The organism is Streptomyces luteogriseus (genome assembly GCF_014205055.1).
GTDB classification, from domain to species: domain Bacteria; phylum Actinomycetota; class Actinomycetes; order Streptomycetales; family Streptomycetaceae; genus Streptomyces; species Streptomyces luteogriseus.
Window position 1 is genome coordinate 3,492,298 of record NZ_JACHMS010000001.1, and the last position, 18,168, is coordinate 3,510,465.

The window sequence follows — 18,168 nt, forward strand, 5'->3', positions numbered from 1 at the left end:
GTTGATCCACCGGGATCAGGTGTTGTCGATGTCCAGATTCGCGATCGCCAGGCTCGCCACCTCGCGTCCGCGGGCGGTGAAGTCGCTCTTGTCCGGGTAGCTGACGGTGAGCTTGTACATGTCTCCGCCGGGGGTCCGGTAGTAGAAGATCTGGAGCTCCCGGGGGCGCGGGTTCTCGCTGTCGTCGGTCCTGAAGGGGACGGTGTTCCGGGCGGCCTTCTTGTCCCGGTACGTGGTCACCTTGGGGTCCGACTTCTTCGGCCCCTCGTCCATGTCCAGCTCGTAGCTGCCGCTCTCCTTGAACCCGGTGTCGTCGTCGTACATCTCGGCAGCCGCGGATCCCGCGATGGTGCCGCCGGTGTCCTCGGCCTTCTTCTCCAGCCTCAGGCCGATCCAGATGCTGCCGCTCCAGTCGCTGTACGTGACCCAGTGACCCTGGTCGGACTTCCGGTCGGGCACGGTCCGCTGGTATCCGGCGGGGACGGCGAGCGACGCGGCGAGGTCCTTCTCCTGCTTGACCTTCCAGCCCTCGGGCAGCGGCCCGGCGAACGGGTCCGCGATCACCAGGTACGACGACGCCGCCGCCGCGACGACCGCGGCACCCAGTCCGATCCAGGCCTTCCGGCCGAGCCGGACACCCCGGCCGCCCTCGCCCGGGCCCATGACCCGCACGGCCTGCGTGGGCCGGGCGGCGGGCGGGTGCGCGGCCGCCTCCAGCAGGGCCCGCACCTGCGCGGCGTTCGGGCGGCTGGCCGGGTCCTTGTGCAGCAGGCCGTTGATGGCCTCGGCGAGCGGGCCCTGGGCCGAAGCCGGCGGCGCGGGGGTGGCGTTGAGGACGGACTGGAGCGTGGCGGGGGTGTTGCTGCGGCGGAACGGGGAGACGCCCTCCGTCGCCGCGTAGAGCACCACGCCGAGGGACCACAGGTCACTGGCCGGTCCCGGGCGCTGCCCCAGCACGCGCTCGGGCGCGATGTACTCGGGCGAGCCGACGAAGCCGCCGGTGTCGGTCAGGTTGGTCTCGCCCTCGATCTGGGCGATCCCGAAGTCCGTGAGGACGACCCGGTCGTACCGGCCGAGCAGCACGTTGTCCGGTTTCACATCACGGTGCAGGATGCCCGCCGCGTGCGCGGCCTCCAGCGCGCCGAGCACCTCCAGGCCGATCCGGGCGGCCTCGCGCGCGGACAGGGTGCCCTCCTGGAGCGCGTCGCCCAGCGAGCGGCCCCGCACCAGCTCCATCACGATCCAGGGCTGGTCCTCCACGACGGCGACGTCGTGCACGTCGACCACCGCCGGGTGGTCGAGCCGGGCCGCCGCCCGGGCCTCGCGGCGCATTCGCTCGAAGGCGTTGGAACGTTCGCGTTCGGGAAGATGTTCCGGGACGCGAGGTTCCTTGACGGCGACCTCCCGGTCCACCGTCTCGTCCTTGGCCCGCCACACCGTACCCATGCCGCCGTGCCCGAGCTTCGCCAGCAGCCGGTAACGTCCCGCGATGAGACGCCCGGCACCGGGGCCCTCGGCCGCCTGGGCCGACTGGGACGGCACGACCTGGGTGGGTGACGCGGCCGGCGTGGCGTAGGGATTGCCCGGCACCGGCGCCTGCTGGTTCGGTGGTTGCAGTACAAAACTCGTTGGCTCGTCGGCCCCGGATCGGGCTCCCCCGTTGTTGCTCATGGGTTCATCCATATCGCGCCAACCGCCCGCGGATCCACAAAGGACGCGAGCCGGTCACCGACCCGTGACGTCGAAGGGGGCTTATCGCCCTCTTTGTTCCGGTGCCGAGCGGAGTTCGGCCATCGTCACGGGGTGGGCGCGGGCGCGCTCGGGGAGGCCGCCGGAGTCGTCGGCACCTTCCGAGTCTCCGGTGCCTTCCGAGTCTCCGGTGCCTTCGGCGTCGCAGGCGCCTTCGGCGGCGTCGATGCGGAACGCGTCGGCGCGGGGCCGCCGTCCCTGTCGCTCTCCTGCCTGAGCAGGGCCGCCGCGGACACCCCCGCTCCCGCCATCGCCGCGACCAGCAGCGCCGCGATGAGCACGCGCCGGGCGGGCTGCCGGAGGAAGGGTTCCTCCGGCCGGCTCCCACCGGACGGGTCCACCGGTGCCGCGGACGGTCGCCGGACGACGAGATCCAGCGGCCGCCGGCGCGGCGCCTCCCCCACCGTCGGCGCGTACTCGGGCGGCGGCGACATGGGGGTGAAGCCCGTGTCACGGAAGGCCCGGAGCATCCGTTCCGCCCGGGCCGCGTCCAGCCGCCGGTCCGGATCGCGCTCCAGCAGACCGCGTACGACGGGCATGAGCGGCCCGGCCTGCGCGGGCGGCTGGATGTCGCCCACGACGACCGCGTGCAGGATGCCGCCCAGCGAGTCGCGGTGGAACGGCGACTCACCGCTGAGTGCCGTGCACAACAGTGCGCCCAGCGACCACAGGTCGGACTCGGGCCCGGTCCTGGCCCCGGACATCCGCTCGGGCGCGGTGTACTCGGGGGAGCCGACGAAGGCCCCGTTCTCGGTGAGCGTGGGGGTGCCCGCGACCTGGGCGATGCCGAAGTCGGTGAGGACGACCCGGTCGGTGCCCGTCTCCAGCAGCACGTTGTCGGGCTTGAGGTCGCGGTGCAGCACCCCGCCCGCGTGCGCGGCGGCCAGCGCACCGAGCAGGGCGATGCCGATACGGGCCGCTTCGGCGGCGTCGACGGGACCCCGGTGGGCGAGCCGGTCGGCGAGCGAGCCGCCCTCGATCAGCTCCATGACGATGTAGGGGCGTTCGTCGTCCTCGACGACGTCGTGGACGACGATGATGTGCGGATGGCTCAGCTGGGCGACGGCCCGGGCCTCGCGCAGCGTACGGTCCCGCTGCCGGCGCGCCTGAGCCGCGGAGAGCGTGTCGTCGTAGGGGAGCTCCTTGACGGCCACGCTCCGGCCGAGCAACCGGTCGGTCGCCCGCCAGACCACGCTCATGCCGCCGCGCCCGAGTTTCTCCTCGAGTTGGTAACGGCCCGCGATGACACGCCTGCTGTGCCCCTCGGTCCCCATGTGGCAATCATGCCCCAACGGACGGAACCACTCCGGGGCGGTGAAGTGCCGGTGGCCGAAACAGACAGCCCCTCGTCAGACGTGTCCTCGCCTCAGGAGGTCTTCTCCTGCCAACCCTGCAACAGCGCGGTGAACTGCTTGCTCGCCGTCGGCCAGTCCGCGGCGGGGGCCGACATGTAGAGCGCGTACTCGGTGCCGTCGCGGGCCACGTACGTCTCCTCGACGGCCCGGCGCGGGCCGGGAAACTTGATGTCCTTGGGCTGGGCCGTCCAGGTGTACTCCCACCGGGCGCCCTCCCGGTCCCGGTAGACGTTGCGCTCCAGCGTGACCCTCTTGTAGTGGACCAGCCGCCGAAGCTGCTGCTCCAGGTCGAGCTGGTGGGCGTAGGGGTCGGCGAAGTCCGGTGACGTGTCGACGGCGATCCGGACGAAGTGCCGGCCGCCGTCCGGTGAGTAGTCGATCTGCTTGAGCTCCCCCTGCGGGCCGAAGGGCGAGCGCTTCCAGCCCTTCGGCAGGTAGAGGCTGAAGCCCGCGGGGTCGTCGTAGCGGGTCCAGCTGGCCGGAACCGATCCCCCCGGCCCCTGCGTCGTCGAGACCGACGAGCCGGAGCCGCCCTGCCGGTTCTGGTGCCACTGCTGGAGCACCACGGCCGTGCCCCCGCCGATGATGGCCGCGAGCGCGACGACCAGGGCGAGGGTGCGCAGTCTGCGGCGCCTGCCCGTACCGGTCGGCTGCGGGCCCGTCCCCGTCGGCCCGATCGTGGTGGGGCCGGTGGGGCCGTACGGCGAAGTGCCGGCCGGGGACGTCCCGGTGGCCGGAGTGCCGGCCATCGGCGGGAGCGGGGTCCCGGTGTGCGAACCCGAGCCGGTACCCATGGGGCCGGTGCCGACGGGACCGGTGCCGGAGGTGCCGGTGACGGCCCTCCCCGTGCCGCTGTGGGAGTCCCGGTACGGCGTCGCCCCGCCGTACTGCGTGGGCACGTACGCCTGCGCCCCGTTCGGCCGCCGCCCCTCCGCCGCCTCGGCGAGCATCTGCTCGGCCTCTGACGCGTCGGGCCGGGTGCTGGGGTCCTTGCGCAGCAGGGAGATGATGACGGGCGCGAGCGGACCGGCGTGCCGGAGCTCGGCGGCCTCCTCCTCCACCACGGCCTGCATGGTGGTCAGCGGCGTGGTGCGGCGGAACGGCGAGCGGCCCTCCACCGCCGTGTAGAGCGTCGCGCCCAGGGCCCACAGGTCGGAGGACGGGCCGGGGTCGTTGCCGCGTACGCGCTCGGGCGCCAGGTAGTCGACCGACCCGACGACCTCTCCGGTGCGCGTGATGGTCGTGTCGCCCTCGATCTGGGCGATGCCGAAGTCCGTGAGCAGGACGCGTCCGTCGCGGCCGAGGAGGACGTTGCCCGGCTTGATGTCGCGGTGCAGGACGCCGGCGTTGTGCGCGGCACGCAGGGCCCTCAGCACCCAGAGGCCGATGCGCGCCGCCTCGCGCGGCTCGACCCGCCCCTCCTCCTTGACCGCGTCGGCCAGGGAGCGGCCCTCGACCAGCTCCATCACGATCCACGGGCGGCCGTCGTGCTCCAGCACGTCGTGCACCGTGACGACCGCGGAGTGGTTGATGCGCGCCGCCGCCCTGGCTTCCGCCCGGGTGCGCGCCAGCAGGATCGCCTGCTCGCTCTCGGAGACGTAGAGGGCGGCCGTCAGCTCCTTGATGGCGACGGACCGGTGCAGCACCTCGTCATGCGCACGCCAGACCCGGCCCATGCCACCACTGCCGATGGATTCGGCCAGCCGGTAGCGGCCCGCGATGAGCAGGCCCTGCATCTGATTCACGTTGCCCCGCAATGGTCTTGACAGGGTCAGCGTAAGGACCCGCCCTCACCCAGGGAACAAGCGGGGTACCACGGTGACCGCACTGTGACGGTTGTCGACTGCCGGGACGGGAGGCAACCAGAGTGTGAACTGCGGCGTACAGGCGGCGCGCCGGTCGCTCACCCCGTCACCTTGTACGTCGCCGCAGCCTGCTCGTACAGCCGTGTCACCTCGTCCCGTTCGGACTCCGGGCCGCGCACCTGGACCACGTGGTAGCGCCCCTCGACCAGCATCGCCAGGTTGCGGACGTACAGTTCGCCCCCGTCGCCGCCGGTCCAGGTGAACTGCCCCTCGGCCATGGTCCGTCCGCCCACCTCGATCGTCTTCAGCCCGGTGGAGGTGGCCCAGCTGGAGTCGCGGTACGGCTGCAACTCGCGCTCCTTCTCCCGCTGGTAGGCCATCGGATCACTGCCGTACGAGGACGCGCTGTCCCGGCCCGCGACGACGATGAGTTCGAAGTCGCCCTTGGAGTAGACGATCTGGCCGCTGCCGTTGCGGGGAGCGCGGTCCCAGCCCTTGGCGACGGCGACCTGGAAGCCCGCCGAGTCCTTGCGCAGGGTGAAGCCGTCGGCGACGTCCGGGCCGGTGGTCTGGGTCTCGGTGGTGCCGGCCGACGACGACGGGCTCTTCTCCGGCCCGGGCGAGGTCTGCTCGGTCCGGGGCTCGCTGCTGGCGTCCGGTTCGGGTGCCCGGCTGACTTCACCGGCGGCTCCGGTGCGGTCGGTTCCGTCCGCGCCGTCGGTCTTCGCCTTGGGCATGAAGAGCATGGCGTAGGCGATCGCCGCGGCCATCGCGAGCAGGACCAGCACGAGCAGGGTGCGGCCGAGGCGGCGCGGCGAACCGGACTCCTGCTTGGCCCTCTTGTGCCGCCCGTGGTGCGCGGGCAGCCCGGCCTTCCGCCGGCGCACGAGCTCACCCCGACGCCGTACGACGGGCAGCCGCCGGGCGTCGACGGGCGGCGCCGCGACCACGTGCAGCCCGGCCTCCGGCTCGGGCGCCGAGCGCACCAGCGAGCGCAGCCAGCCGCGCACCTCCTCGAAGTCGAGGCGCTCCGTCGGATCCTGACGCAGCAGCGACTCCACGACCGGCCGCAACGGCCCGCACTCCTCGGCGTACGCGGGCGGCTCGGCGCACACCATCTGCACCAGCTCGGCCGTCGATTCCTCCGGGTAGGGCGCATGCCCCTGCACGGCCCGGAAGAGCAGCGCTCCGAGCGCCCACAGGTCGGTCGCGGGACCGATCGGCGCGGCCAGCTGCCAGTTCTCGTGCACGGGTCCGGCCTGCTCGGGTGCCCAGCGCTCGGTCACGGGCCCGACCACGGCCATCCGCGCCTGCCGCGCCCGCTCGGCGGCCAGCGCCGTGGCCGGACCGCGCCGGGGTGCGGGGGCATCGGCGACCAGGTCGTCCCACCGGGTGGGCTCGCCGTGGGCCGCGGTGTCCATGTCCGTGGCCGGGGGGAGCGCCGCCTGCTCCCGGCCCTGCGCCGCCGGAGCCCCGCCGGTCGTGCCGCGGGGCGCCGCACCGTGCCACGCCGTCGTCCGCGGATTGCCGCTCACACCGTAGGGGTCGGCGATCCGCCCGGGCGGTGCGGCCCCGGGGGCGGTGCCCTGCCCGGGGATGTACGGCGACTGCGCCGATCCGTTGCCGTGGGGCGCGTCCCCGCCGTCCGGGTCGGTGCGGGCTCCGGGCAGTGCCGCCCACCCGCCCTGCTGCGCCTCCTGCACCCGTGCGGCGGCCCGGGCGCCGGCCCGGTAGGCCGCGATCGCACCGGCACGCGCCGCCCGCGGGTCCCCGCCGCCCTCCACCGGCCCACGCGCCGGTACGACCGAACCACCGCTCGCGGTCTCGCCCCCCGCCGACGGCAGTCCCCTGGCCTCCCGGGCCTCTATGGCCGCGCGCCGCGCCGCCTCGGGATCCCCCGCGCCGCCGATGCCACCGCCCGGCCCGGAACCGCCCGGGCCGCCGACGCCGCGGGACGTCCCGGCAGCGCCGCCCTGCTGCCCCGGCACCTGCCCGGAGTCCTCGAAGGGCGGTTCGGGAACCGGGTCGTACCCGCAGAGTGCCTCTTCGGCCGCGCCCACCGCGAGGCCGGTCAGCATCACACGGCCGTCGTCGCAGACGAGCACCGTCCGCGCGGTGATGTTCCGGTGCACCCAGCCGTGCGCGTGCAGCACCCGAAGGGCCGTCAGGACGTCGGAGGCCACCTCGGCCGCGCGGTACGGCGTCAGCGGCTTCTCGGCGAGCAGCGCGGCCAGCGGGCGCGCTGCCACCAGCTCACTGACGATCCACAGCGAACCGCCCTCGGCGAACACGTCGAAGACCTGGTCGAGTCGGGGGTGGTCGGGAATGGCGGCTGCGGCCTGCGCCGCCTCCACCGCACGTCGCACCACCGGATCCGCGGGCCGCCGGGTACCGGCACGGGTGCCCGCCCGGCCGCCGGACCGCCGGACACCACCGTCACGTGCCGTGAAACCGTCGGGGAGCCCCTCCGCGTCGAGGACCTCCGCCTCGACCACCTCGGGCAACGGCACCTGCCGGACCAGGACTTCCTGTCCGCTGTAGGTGTCGAAGGCCCGGGTCTCGGTCAGTTCGTACTCGTCGGACGGCGGCAGTGGCAGGCGGTAGCGGTCGGCGAGCACCCGACCCGCGTAGTCGTCCACGTTGCCTCCCCCGGCAGCCCGGTCGGTCGCATCCGTTCGCCCCGCGGTCCGTTTCGGCTGCGCACGGTCCGCAAACATTTACGATACGTGCCGCAGGCAACCCGCAATGCGGGGATGCCAGATCTCACTCCCCAATACCGGGGCGCCCCATGCTCAGGACTTGGGTTCGAAGGTCTGTGTGAGCGTCCGCCACGTCTCCTTGCGCAAGTCGCCGCCCCAGCCCGCCGCCTTGGCCGTGTACATCAGCGCGTACCCGTACTTGCCGTCGACCACGAAACCCCGGTCGATGGTGCGGTACTTGGTGCCGCCGTCCGTGTAGGTGAACTCCCAGTCGGCGGTGTTCCAGCCGCGGTAGTCCACCTTCTCTATACGGATCTTCTTGTACTGCGCGCGCACCATGTAGCGCTCCTGGTTCTTCCAGTCCGCCACCGGGTCGCCCTTGGGCGTGGACGTCCAGGCGACGAGCAGCTTCTGCCCGTCGGGGCCGGTGAAGCGGTCGCCCGCCGCAGCCGTGGTCTGGAACTTCCACCCCTTCGGCAGACCGATCGAGTACCCCTGCTTGCCCTGGTGAGTCGACTCCGTCGCGGCGCCCTTCCCGCTGCCGGATCCGCCCTCGTCCGAGGAACCGCCGGACTGGCCGGCCGGTGTGCTGTTCGAGTCGGGCCCGGACGGCGTGGACTCGGTCTCGGCGCCGTCGGTGCGTGTGCCGTCGCCCTTGGTGTCGGCGCCGTCCGACGCCGTGGCCACGGTCTTCCCGCCGCCTGCGCCGGAGGCTCCCTTCGAGCCCTTGTCGTCGCCGCTGAGCGCGATGGCGAGCACGGTGCCGATCACGGCGATCGCGACGACCACCGCGATGATCATCAACGTCCGCCGCGGCACCACGTCGGTGAGCGGCGCGCGGGGGACGGGCCTCGACGGCAGGTCCGGCGGCGGCACCACGGGCCATCCCGAACTCCGCCCCCCGGAGGCCGTCCTGGTCTCCGGCGCCCCGCGCTCACCGGCGGCGGAGTCCACCCCCGAGGCCGGCTTCGACGACGACGCACCCGCCGTCCCGCTCCGGCCCGCACCGCTGTCGGACGCGGAGGAAGCCGTGCCCGCCGATCCGGAAGAGGCCTCGCCGGCACCGGACTTGGCGGACGCGGCGGCAGCTCCCGCGGCAGCCGAGCCCGAGGCGGCCTTGCGCACGGAACGCAGCGCCCCGCGCAACCGCTCCCCGGCCTCCTCGCCCCGCTTGCCGCCGGACCCTGACGAGCCCCCCTTGCGGGAGGACCTGTCGGGCTGCGCCGGCAGCGGCACGACCTTCGTGGCGTCCATCGGCTCCGGCTCGGGAGTCTCGGGCGCGTGCAGCACCGAGTTCAGCATCGCCCGGGCACCCGCGTCGTCGAGCCGCTGTGCGGGGTCCTTGGTGAGCAGCCCGTGGATGACGTCCTTCAGCGGGCCCGCGTTCTTCGGCTCCTCCAGCGGCTCGGTCATCACCGCCGTGAGCGTCGCTATGGCCGACCCCTTGTCGTACGGCGGCGCGCCCTCCACCGCCGCGTACAGCAGCCCACCGAGGGACCACAGGTCGGCCGCCGGGCCCGGCTTGTGCCCGCGCGCCCGCTCCGGGGAGATGTAGGAGGGCGCGCCGACGAGCATGCCGGTCGAGGTGATGGAGGGGTCGCCCTCGACCTGGGCGATGCCGAAGTCGGTGAGCACGACCCGGCCGTCGTCGGAGATCAGGACGTTCGACGGCTTCACGTCGCGGTGCAGGATGCCCTCACGGTGGGCGGACCGCAGCACGTCGAGGACGGCGAGGCCGACCTCGGCGGCACGCTTCGGCTCGAGCAGGCCGTCCTCCCGGATGACCTCGGCGAGCGACTTGCCCTCGACGAGCTCCATCACGATCCAGGGCCGGTCGTCCTCCTGGACGACGTCGAAGACCGTCACGGCGCTGTTGTTGCGGATCCGCGCGATGGCCTTGGCCTCGCGCAGCGTCCGCGTGATCAGCCGCCGTTTCTCCTCCTGGTCGATGTTGGTCGGGAACCGCAGCTCCTTGACGGCGACCGTCCGCCCCAGCGTCTCGTCCTCGGCGCGCCACACCGTGCCCATGCCCCCGCGGCCGAGCACCTTGCCCAGCCGGTAACGCCCCGCGAGGAGACGCTCCCTGGTGTCCTGACGAGTGTCCTGACGAGATGTGCCCGCCCGCTCCGCCTCCGACATGCGTCCCCTCATACAACCCGCCCTGACAGAGCCTCCATTGTCTCTCACCCGACAAGTGCCCGGCGCCCAGGGGCCCCCTGGCGAGCCCCCACGGCCCCGCCGCCCGGACACCCGGGTGCGGCACGCCCCACGCGGCCTTGCATGATGGGCCCTGACCAGGGAGGAGCCCGCATGCCGCCGTTTCGGACATTGCTGGCGCTGCCTGCGGCCGCCGCGCTCCTCGCGCTGCCCCCGGCCGACTCGTCGGCCCTCTCGACGCCGCCCACCGACGCGGTGCTGCCGCTGCTGGTGACGCAGGGCAGGGCCCCGGCCGCGGCCCTGCTCGCCCAGGAGGGCACCGCCACCCGCTATGCCGAGGCCGGGCCCGGAATCGCCCGGTCGGACCACTTCCGCGCCGGCAGCATCACGAAGACGTTCACCGCGACGGTCGTGCTGCAACTGGCCGCCGAGCAAAGGCTGTCGCTGTCCGACACGGTGGAGCAGCACCTGCCGGGCCTGGTGCGAGGAGCCGGCAACGACGGCCGCGCGCTGACCCTGCGCTCCCTGCTCACCCACACCAGCGGCCTGCACGACTTCACCACGGACACCGACGGAACCGCCCCCGTCACACCCCGTCAGGCCCTGAATCTCGCCCTCACCCACCCCCCGGCCGAACGCGGCCGCTTCTCCTACTCGAACACCAACTACGTCCTGCTCGGCCTGGTCATCCAGCAGGTCACCGGCCACTCGTACGCCACGGAGGCCGAGCGCCGCATCATCAAGCCTCTGCGTCTGACGGGCACCTCCTTCCCCGGGTCCCGCTCCTCGCTGCCCTCACCGCACGGCCGCGCCTACACGGCCGACGGAACCGACGTCACCGCACTCGACCCGCGGGTGGCCGGAGCCGCGGGCGAACTGGTGTCCACGCTCGCCGACCTGGACCGCTTCTACGCGGCTCTGCTCGGCGGCCGGCTGCTGCCCCCACGCTGGCTGCGCGAGATGCTCGACACCCGTGCCGCACACGGCGCGTACGGCATGGGGCTGTTTCCCGAGAAACTTCCGTGCGGCACGAGGGTGTGGGGACACAACGGGCACATATCCGGCAGCTACGTGCGCACCGCGGCCACCGTCGACGGCCGTCGTGTCCTCACCTTCCGCGTGAACACGGACGCGATCGCAGATCCCGGTCTCGAACCCGCGATGCTCGCCACCGAGTTCTGCCCCCGCCCCTCGTAGAACGATCCGCCCCCGAACGAAGATCCCGCTTCCAGACACTCGTTCGAGTGACATCCGGCGGAACCGGGAGACCGGCGGAACCCGGCGGCCGACGAAATCCGCGGCCGACGAAATCCGGCGGGAGCCGACAAGGCCCGACGGGCCCGGCAAGTCCCGACGGGCCCGGCAAGTCCCGACAAGCCCCGCCGCCAGACCTGCCGAACCCCCGCCGGATCTACAACGGCACGATGTCCGGCGCCCCGAGCCGCGCCGCGTCCGCCGTCAGGTCGTCCGGCTGCCGCTGTGACTCCCGCTCGGCCTCCACGCGCTTCTGGTAGTGCTCGACCTCGCGCTCGATCTGGTCCTTGTCCCAGCCGAGCACCGACGCCATCAGCTGCGCGGCGTCGCGTGCGCTGCGCGCGCCCCGGTCGAAGGTCTCGATCGAGATGCGCGTCCGCCGGGTCAGCACGTCGTCCAGGTGCCGCGCCCCCTCGTGGGAGGCCGCGTACACGATCTCGGCGCGCAGATAGTCGTCGGCCGCGACCAGCGGCTCACCCAGCGAGGGGTCCTCGGCGATGAGTTCGAGGAGTTCCTCGGTCATCGCCCCGTAGCGGTTCAGCAGGTGCTCGACCCGCACCACGTGGAGGCCGGTCCGGGCGGCGATCCGCGCCCGCGCGTTCCACAGCGCCCGGTAGCCCTCGGCGCCCAGCAGCGGCACATCCTCGGTGACGCATTCGGCGACGCGCATGTCGAGCCCGTGCACCGCCGCGTCCACCGCGTCCTTGGCCATGACCCGGTACGTCGTGTACTTGCCGCCCGCCACGACGACCAGCCCGGGCACCGGATGCGCCACGGTGTGCTCGCGGGACAGCTTGCTGGTCGCGTCGGACTCACCCGCGAGCAGCGGCCGCAGGCCCGCGTACACGCCCTGGACGTCGTCCCTGGTGAGCGGCACCGCCAGCACCGAGTTCACATGGTTCAGCAGGTAGTCGATGTCCGCGCTGGAAGCGGCCGGGTGGGCCTTGTCGAGGTCCCAGTCGGTGTCCGTGGTGCCGACGATCCAGTGCCGGCCCCAGGGGATGACGAACAGCACCGACTTCTCCGTGCGCAGGATCAGCCCGGTCGTGGAGTGGATCCGGTCGCGCGGCACGACCAGGTGGATGCCCTTGGACGCGCGGACGTGGAACTGGCCGCGCTCCCCGACCATCGCCTGGGTGTCGTCCGTCCACACGCCGGTCGCGTTGACGACCTGCTTGGCTCGGATCTCGTATTCGCCGCCCGCCTCGACGTCCTGCACCCGGGCGCCGACGACCCGCTCGCCCTCGCGCAGGAAGCCCGTCACCCGAGCCCGGTTGGCGGCCTTGGCGCCGTACGCCACCGCCGTGCGCACCAGGTTCGTCACATACCGGGCGTCGTCCATCTGTGCGTCGTAGTACTGCAACGCCCCGACCAGGGCGTCCTTCTTCAAGCAGGGGGCCACGCGCAGGGCGTGAGAGCGCGTCAGGTGGCGGTGCATCGGCAGGCCCCGGCCGTGGCCGCGGGCCATGGACATGGCGTCGTACAGGGCGACGCCCGAGCCCGCGTACAGCCGCTCCCAGCCCTTGTGCTGCAACGGGTACAGGAACGGCACGGGCTTCACCAGATGCGGGGCGAGCCGCTCCAGCAGCAGGCCGCGCTCCTTCAGGGCCTCGCGGACGAGCGCGAAGTCGAGCATCTCCAGATAGCGCAGGCCACCGTGGATGAGCTTGCTGGACCGGCTGGAGGTGCCGGACGCCCAGTCACGCGCCTCGACCAGACCTGTGGACAGGCCACGGGTCACGGCGTCGAGCGCGGTGCCCGCACCGACCACGCCTGCACCCACGACCAGCACGTCCAGCTCGCGCTCGGCCATGGATGCGAGTGACTCGGCGCGCTGCGCCGGTCCGAGTGTCGCTGTCCTCACCGCTGCCTCCCGCTCATCGGTAGCGCGGGCCGCACCCGTCGGGTGAGACCCCGTCCGTATCCCCCTGCCCAGATTCTGACCGGGTTGCCCGACTTCAGCCACCACGGACCCTCAGCCTGTGGACAACGCTCACGGAACACTCACCGAAACTCGGCCGAGCAATCCCGCATATCGGTCATATTTACTCCTAGTCTGACATTGCGCTCGCCCGTCCTGTCCACAGGGCTTGCGCACCTGTCCCACTTCGGCTAACGGGAAGGACGGCCACGCCATGCCCGCAGATCTCGCCGTCATCGGACTCGGCGCGTACGGCCTGCCCCTGGCCCAGGCCGCAGTCGCCGCAGGCATCCCCACCATCGGCTACCGGACCGGACCCGAGGCGGGCTCGCTCAGCCCCGCCGAGCTGCGCCGGATGCTCTCGGGGGGCTTCCGGCCGACCACCGACCCGGCCGAGCTCGGCCGGGTGCGCACGGCGGTCATCTGCGTACCGACGCCGCGGGGAGCGGACGGCGGGCTCGACCTGAGCCAGCTGGAAGCGGCCGCCCGCACCCTGGCCGCCCATCTGCGCCCGCACACCACGGTGATCCTGGAGTCACCCGTGTCCCCGGGGACCACGGAGGACTTCCTGCGTCCGCTCCTCGAAGAGGGCTCCGGACTGCGCGCGGGCCGCGACTTCCACCTCGCGTACTCCCCCAGCCGTGTCGACCCCGGCAACCGCGACGTCACGCCGGCCACCACCCCCAAGGTCATCGGCGGCCTCACCCCGGCCTGCACCGAGTCGGCCGCCGCGTTCCACGGACGGCTGACCGACAAGGTGGTACGCGCGCGTGGCCTCCGCGAGGCGGAGACCGTGCAGCTGCTGGAGACCAACTACCGGCACGTGAACATCGCCCTGGTCAACGAGATGGCCGTCCTCTGCAACGACCTGGGCGTCGACCTGTGGGACGTCATCCGCTGCGCGGAGACCAAGCCGTTCGGCTTCCAGGCCTTCCGCCCGGGCCCCGGCGTCGGCGGCCACTCCGTCCCCCAGGACATGACCACCGGCGGCGGCCGCGGCCTGCGCATGGTGGAACTGGCCCAAGAGGTCAACAACCGCATGCCGGGCTACGTCGTCCAGCGCGCCGCCGCGCTCCTCAACGAACACGGCAAGTCGGCCCGGGGCGCCCGCGTGCTCCTCCTCGGCGTCACCTACAAGCCCGACCTCGCCGACCTCCAGGGCACGCCCGCCCAGGAGATCGCCCTGCGCCTGATGGAACTGGGCGCCTCGGTCAGCTACCACGACCCCCACGTCCCCGCCTGGAGGGTCCTCGACCGCCCCATCCCCCGCGCGGACTCCCTCTACGAGGCAGCGGCCGACGCGGACCTGACCATCCTGCTCCAGCAGCACCGCACCTACGACCTCCAGGGCCTGTCGGTGAAGGCCCAGCTGCTGCTGGACACGCGGGGCGCCGCGCCCACGGGAGCGGCACACCGGCTCTGAGGGGGCCGGACAAGAAGGGCCGGTCACCCCACCCGGGGTGACCGGCCCTTCCACGTTCCCGGGCGGCCTACCGCCGGTGCTGCGAGTCCGCCACCGTCACCTCGACGCGCTGGAACTCCTTCAGCTCGCTGTAGCCGGTGGTGGCCATGGCGCGGCGCAGGGCGCCGAAGAGGTTCATGGAGCCGTCGGGGGTGTGGGACGGGCCGGTGAGGATCTCCTCGAGGGTCCCGACCGTGCCGAGGTCGACCTTCTTGCCGCGCGGGAGCTCCTCGTTCACGGCCTCCATGCCCCAGTGGTGCCCCTTGCCCGGACCGTCGGTCGCGCGCGCGAGCGGGGAGCCCATCATGACCGCGTCGGCGCCGCAGGCGATCGCCTTGGGCAGGTCGCCGGACCAGCCGACACCGCCGTCCGCGATCACGTGCACGTACCGGCCGCCGGACTCGTCCATGTAGTCACGGCGGGCGGCGGCCACGTCCGCGACCGCCGTGGCCATCGGGACCTGGATGCCGAGCACGTTGCGCGTGGTGTGCGCGGCGCCGCCGCCGAAGCCGACCAGCACGCCGGCCGCGCCGGTGCGCATCAGGTGCAGGGCCGCGGTGTACGTGGCGCAACCGCCGACGATCACCGGGACGTCCAGCTCGTAGATGAACTGCTTCAGGTTCAGCGGCTCGTGCGCACCGGAGACGTGCTCCGCCGAGACCGTCGTACCGCGGATGACGAAGATGTCCACGCCCGCGTCCACGACGGCCTTGGAGAACTGGGCGGTGCGCTGCGGGGAGAGCGCCGCGGCGGTGACGACGCCGGAGTCGCGCACCTCCTTGATGCGCTGCCCGATCAGCTCCTCCTTGATGGGAGCCGCGTAGATCTCCTGCAGACGGCGGGTCGCGGTCTCCGAGTCCAGCCCGGCGATCTCGTCGAGCAGCGGCTGCGGGTCCTCGTGGCGCGTCCACAGGCCCTCGAGGTTCAGCACGCCGAGGCCGCCGAGCTCGCCGATGCGGATCGCGGTGGCCGGGGAGACGACCGAGTCCATGGGGGCGGCCAGGAAGGGCAGCTCGAAGCGGTAGGCGTCGATCTGCCAGGCGATCGAGACCTCCTTCGGGTCCCGCGTACGGCGGCTGGGGACGACGGCGATGTCGTCGAAGGCGTACGCCCGGCGGCCGCGCTTGCCGCGCCCGATCTCGATCTCAGTCACGTCTGTGGCCTTTCCCTGATGCGTTGCAGCGTCTTCCAGTATCGCCGACGGGCACGACGAGGGCGGCCCCGGATGCCCCGGAGCCGCCCTCGGAAGGCCGAGCCGCTACTTGCTGCGGCTGTAGTTCGGTGCCTCGACCGTCATCTGGATGTCGTGCGGGTGACTCTCCTTGAGGCCCGCGGAGGTGATCCGGACGAAGCGGCCCTTGGTCTCCATCTCGTCGATGGAGGCGGCGCCCACGTAACCCATGGTCTGGCGCAGACCGCCGACGAGCTGGTGCAGCACGTTGGCCAGCGGACCGCGGTAGGGCACCTGGCCCTCGATGCCCTCGGGCACGAGCTTGTCGTCGGAGCCGACCTCGGCCTGGAAGTAGCGGTCCTTGGAGTACGACTTGGCCTGGCCGCGGGACTGCATGGCGCCGAGCGAGCCCATGCCGCGGTACGACTTGAACTGCTTGCCGTTGATGAACTGCAGCTCGCCCGGGGACTCCTCACAGCCCGCGAGGAGGCTGCCGAGCATCACCGTGTCGGCACCGGCGGCCAGGGCCTTGCCGATGTCACCGGAGTACTGCAGGCCGCCGTCGCCGATCAGCGGGATGCCCGCCGGACGGGCCGCGAGGGACGCCTCGTAGATGGCCGTGACCTGCGGGACGCCGATACCGGCCACCACGCGGGTGGTGCAGATCGAGCCCGGGCCCACGCCCACCTTGATGCCGTCGACGCCGGCGTCGATGAGCGCCTGGGCGCCGTCACGCGTGGCGACGTTGCCGCCGATCACGTCGACGCCCACGCTCGACTTGATCTTCGCCATCCAGCTGAGCGCGTTGCTGTTGTGGCCGTGCGAGGTGTCGACGACCAGGAAGTCCACACCCGCTCCGGCGAGCGCCTGGGCACGCTCCAGGGCCTCGGGGCTGGCGCCCACGGCCGCGCCGACGAGCAGCCGGCCCTCAGCGTCCTTCGCCGCGTTGGGGTACTGCTCGGCCTTGACGAAGTCCTTGACCGTGATGAGGCCCTTGAGGACGCCCGCGTCGTCGACCAGGGGAAGCTTCTCGATCTTGTGGCGGCGCAGCAGCTCCATGGCCTCGGCGCCGGAGATGCCGACCTTGCCGGTGACCAGCGGCATCGGCGTCATGACCTCGCGCACCTGACGGGTGCGGTCGGTCTCGAAGGCCATGTCGCGGTTGGTGACGATGCCGAGCAGCTTCTTGTTGCCGTCGGTGACGGGGACGCCGCTGATGCGGAACTTGGCGCACAGGGCGTCGGCCTCGCCCAGCGTCGCATCGGGGTGCACCGTGATCGGGTCGGTGACCATGCCGGACTCGGAGCGCTTCACCAGGTCGACCTGGTTGACCTGGTCCTCGATCGAGAGGTTGCGGTGCAGCACGCCGACGCCGCCCTGGCGGGCCATCGCGATCGCCATGCGGGACTCGGTCACCTTGTCCATCGCCGCGGAGAGCAGCGGGATGTTGACCCGGACGTTGCGGGAGATGCGGGACGAGGTGTCGACCGCGTTGGGGAGCACCTCGGATGCACCCGGCAGCAGCAGCACGTCGTCGTAGGTCAGCCCGAGTGTCGCGAATTTACCGGGCACTCCGTCGACGTTGGCAGTCATGACACCTTCCCCAAATGGCCTTGATCGGTGCGGATGTCCATGCTAACGGGAAGCGCGGCTGTCTCATTCCACGGTTCCGCCCCGCTCCGGGCTTCGTATGTTCGTACGGAAGCGGCGCACCGCCTGTTCAGCAGGGGGGTTGTTGAAGCGGGGCTACTGCTCGGCCAGCGCCCGCAGCCGGCTCAGAGCCCGGTGCTGAGCCACCCGGACCGCACCGGGTGACATTCCCAACATCTGGCCGGTCTCCTCGGCTGTCAGCCCGACCGCGATCCGCAGCAGCAGCAGTTCCCGCTGGTTCTCGGGGAGGTTGGCCAGGAGCTTCTTGGCCCATTCCGCGTCGCTGCTGAGCAGGGCGCGCTCCTCAGGACCCAGGGAGTCGTCGGGGCGCTCGGGCATCTCGTCGGAGGGGACGGCCGTCGAGCCGGGGTGCCGCATGGCCGCGCGCTGCAGGTCGGCGACCTTGTGAGCGGCGATGGCGAAGACGAACGCCTCGAAGGGACGCCCGGTGTCCCGGTAGCGGGGCAGCGCGAGCAGCACCGCCACGCAGACCTCCTGCGCGAGGTCCTCCACGAAGTGCCGCGCGTCGCCCGGGAGACGGGACAGACGGGTGCGGCAATAGCGCAGGGCCAGGGGGTGGACATGGGCGAGCAGGTCGTGCGTCGCCTGCTCGTCCCCGTCGACGGCGCGATGGACGAGCGCACCGATCGCGCCCTGGGCATGGGCCGCCTCGTCGTCGCGCATCGGTCCATGGTGCCTTGCGGCCGCAGGGTCCGCGGCACCGCGCCCGTTGTTGTGCACCGAAGCGTTATGAGCAGGTGCGCCGGCACTCATCCCCTGCGCCCTCCCCTTCCGCTCGACCGACTCGTCCCCGAGGAACTCCACACCCTCAAGGATGCGGCATCCGCGGCGAAACGAGCAGCGGGCCTCCGACGGACCCCCGGTCCACCCGCGCCCACCTGGTGTTCCGTGCTCTCACCACGACAGCTGGGACCTGCCGTTCGG

The 18,168-nt window shown here is 72.4% G+C and carries 11 protein-coding genes; 2 read left to right on the forward strand and 9 right to left on the reverse strand.

Annotated features, from left to right (window positions below):
• Positions 1-15: 15 nt before the first annotated feature.
• The 5 genes from BJ965_RS15010 to BJ965_RS15030 form a co-directional block, all read right to left on the reverse strand.
• The gene (locus tag BJ965_RS15010; RefSeq protein WP_184909108.1) at positions 16-1,671 is read right to left on the reverse strand and encodes a serine/threonine-protein kinase; all 1,656 of its coding nucleotides are present in this window, start codon (positions 1,669-1,671) and stop codon (positions 16-18) included.
• A gap of 125 nt (positions 1,672-1,796) precedes the next feature.
• Positions 1,797-3,023, reverse strand: a complete 1,227-nt coding sequence (locus BJ965_RS15015) for a serine/threonine-protein kinase (RefSeq protein WP_184909109.1) — start codon at positions 3,021-3,023, stop codon at positions 1,797-1,799.
• Positions 3,024-3,115: 92 nt separating this feature from the next.
• The gene (locus BJ965_RS15020; protein WP_184909110.1) at positions 3,116-4,840 is read right to left on the reverse strand and encodes a protein kinase domain-containing protein; all 1,725 of its coding nucleotides are present in this window, start codon (positions 4,838-4,840) and stop codon (positions 3,116-3,118) included.
• A gap of 167 nt (positions 4,841-5,007) precedes the next feature.
• Positions 5,008-7,548: a protein kinase gene (locus BJ965_RS15025; RefSeq protein WP_184909111.1), complete on the reverse strand. Its 2,541-nt coding sequence runs from the start codon at positions 7,546-7,548 to the stop codon at positions 5,008-5,010.
• 153 nt (positions 7,549-7,701) lie between these two features.
• Positions 7,702-9,747, reverse strand: coding sequence for a serine/threonine-protein kinase (locus BJ965_RS15030; protein ID WP_184909112.1), 2,046 nt, complete (start codon positions 9,745-9,747; stop codon positions 7,702-7,704).
• Between the two features lie 171 nt (positions 9,748-9,918).
• Here BJ965_RS15030 and BJ965_RS15035 point away from each other — a divergent pair, with 171 nt between their 5' ends.
• Positions 9,919-10,962, forward strand: a complete 1,044-nt coding sequence (locus BJ965_RS15035) for a serine hydrolase domain-containing protein (protein WP_184909113.1) — start codon at positions 9,919-9,921, stop codon at positions 10,960-10,962.
• Positions 10,963-11,176: 214 nt separating this feature from the next.
• Here the strand turns inward: BJ965_RS15035 and BJ965_RS15040 are convergent, their stop codons facing one another.
• Positions 11,177-12,883, reverse strand: a complete 1,707-nt coding sequence (locus BJ965_RS15040; protein WP_184909114.1) for a glycerol-3-phosphate dehydrogenase/oxidase — start codon at positions 12,881-12,883, stop codon at positions 11,177-11,179.
• A 271-nt stretch (positions 12,884-13,154) separates the two neighbouring features.
• Between BJ965_RS15040 and BJ965_RS15045 the strand changes: the two genes are divergently transcribed.
• Positions 13,155-14,363, forward strand: coding sequence for a nucleotide sugar dehydrogenase (locus tag BJ965_RS15045; RefSeq protein ID WP_030854678.1), 1,209 nt, complete (start codon positions 13,155-13,157; stop codon positions 14,361-14,363).
• Positions 14,364-14,430: 67 nt separating this feature from the next.
• Here the strand turns inward: BJ965_RS15045 and BJ965_RS15050 are convergent, their stop codons facing one another.
• The 3 genes from BJ965_RS15050 to BJ965_RS15060 form a co-directional block, all read right to left on the reverse strand.
• A complete protein-coding gene (locus tag BJ965_RS15050; RefSeq protein ID WP_184909115.1) occupies positions 14,431-15,555 on the reverse strand; it encodes a GuaB3 family IMP dehydrogenase-related protein in 1,125 nt (374 codons plus the stop codon).
• Positions 15,556-15,660: 105 nt separating this feature from the next.
• Positions 15,661-17,166 (reverse strand): IMP dehydrogenase, encoded by a 1,506-nt coding sequence (gene guaB / locus BJ965_RS15055; RefSeq protein WP_030854672.1) that lies wholly within the window; start codon positions 17,164-17,166, stop codon positions 15,661-15,663.
• 153 nt (positions 17,167-17,319) lie between these two features.
• Complete coding sequence (locus BJ965_RS15060; RefSeq protein WP_033311556.1) at positions 17,320-17,907, reverse strand: sigma-70 family RNA polymerase sigma factor; 588 nt, start codon at positions 17,905-17,907, stop codon at positions 17,320-17,322.
• Between the last annotated feature and the right edge of the window lie 261 nt (positions 17,908-18,168).

Bases quoted from the DNA above. Each gene is read 5' to 3' on its own strand.
- BJ965_RS15010 (WP_184909108.1), bottom strand. From the start codon at position 1,671: ATGAGCAACAACGGGGGAGCCCGATCCGGGGCCGACGAGCCAACGAGT.
- BJ965_RS15015 (WP_184909109.1), bottom strand. From the start codon at position 3,023: ATGGGGACCGAGGGGCACAGCAGGCGTGTCATCGCGGGCCGTTACCAA.
- BJ965_RS15020 (WP_184909110.1), bottom strand. From the start codon at position 4,840: ATGCAGGGCCTGCTCATCGCGGGCCGCTACCGGCTGGCCGAATCCATC.
- BJ965_RS15030 (WP_184909112.1), bottom strand. From the start codon at position 9,747: ATGTCGGAGGCGGAGCGGGCGGGCACATCTCGTCAGGACACTCGTCAG.
- BJ965_RS15035 (WP_184909113.1), top strand. From the start codon at position 9,919: ATGCCGCCGTTTCGGACATTGCTGGCGCTGCCTGCGGCCGCCGCGCTC.
- BJ965_RS15045 (WP_030854678.1), top strand. From the start codon at position 13,155: ATGCCCGCAGATCTCGCCGTCATCGGACTCGGCGCGTACGGCCTGCCC.
- guaB (WP_030854672.1), bottom strand. From the start codon at position 17,166: ATGACTGCCAACGTCGACGGAGTGCCCGGTAAATTCGCGACACTCGGG.
- BJ965_RS15060 (WP_033311556.1), bottom strand. From the start codon at position 17,907: ATGCGCGACGACGAGGCGGCCCATGCCCAGGGCGCGATCGGTGCGCTC.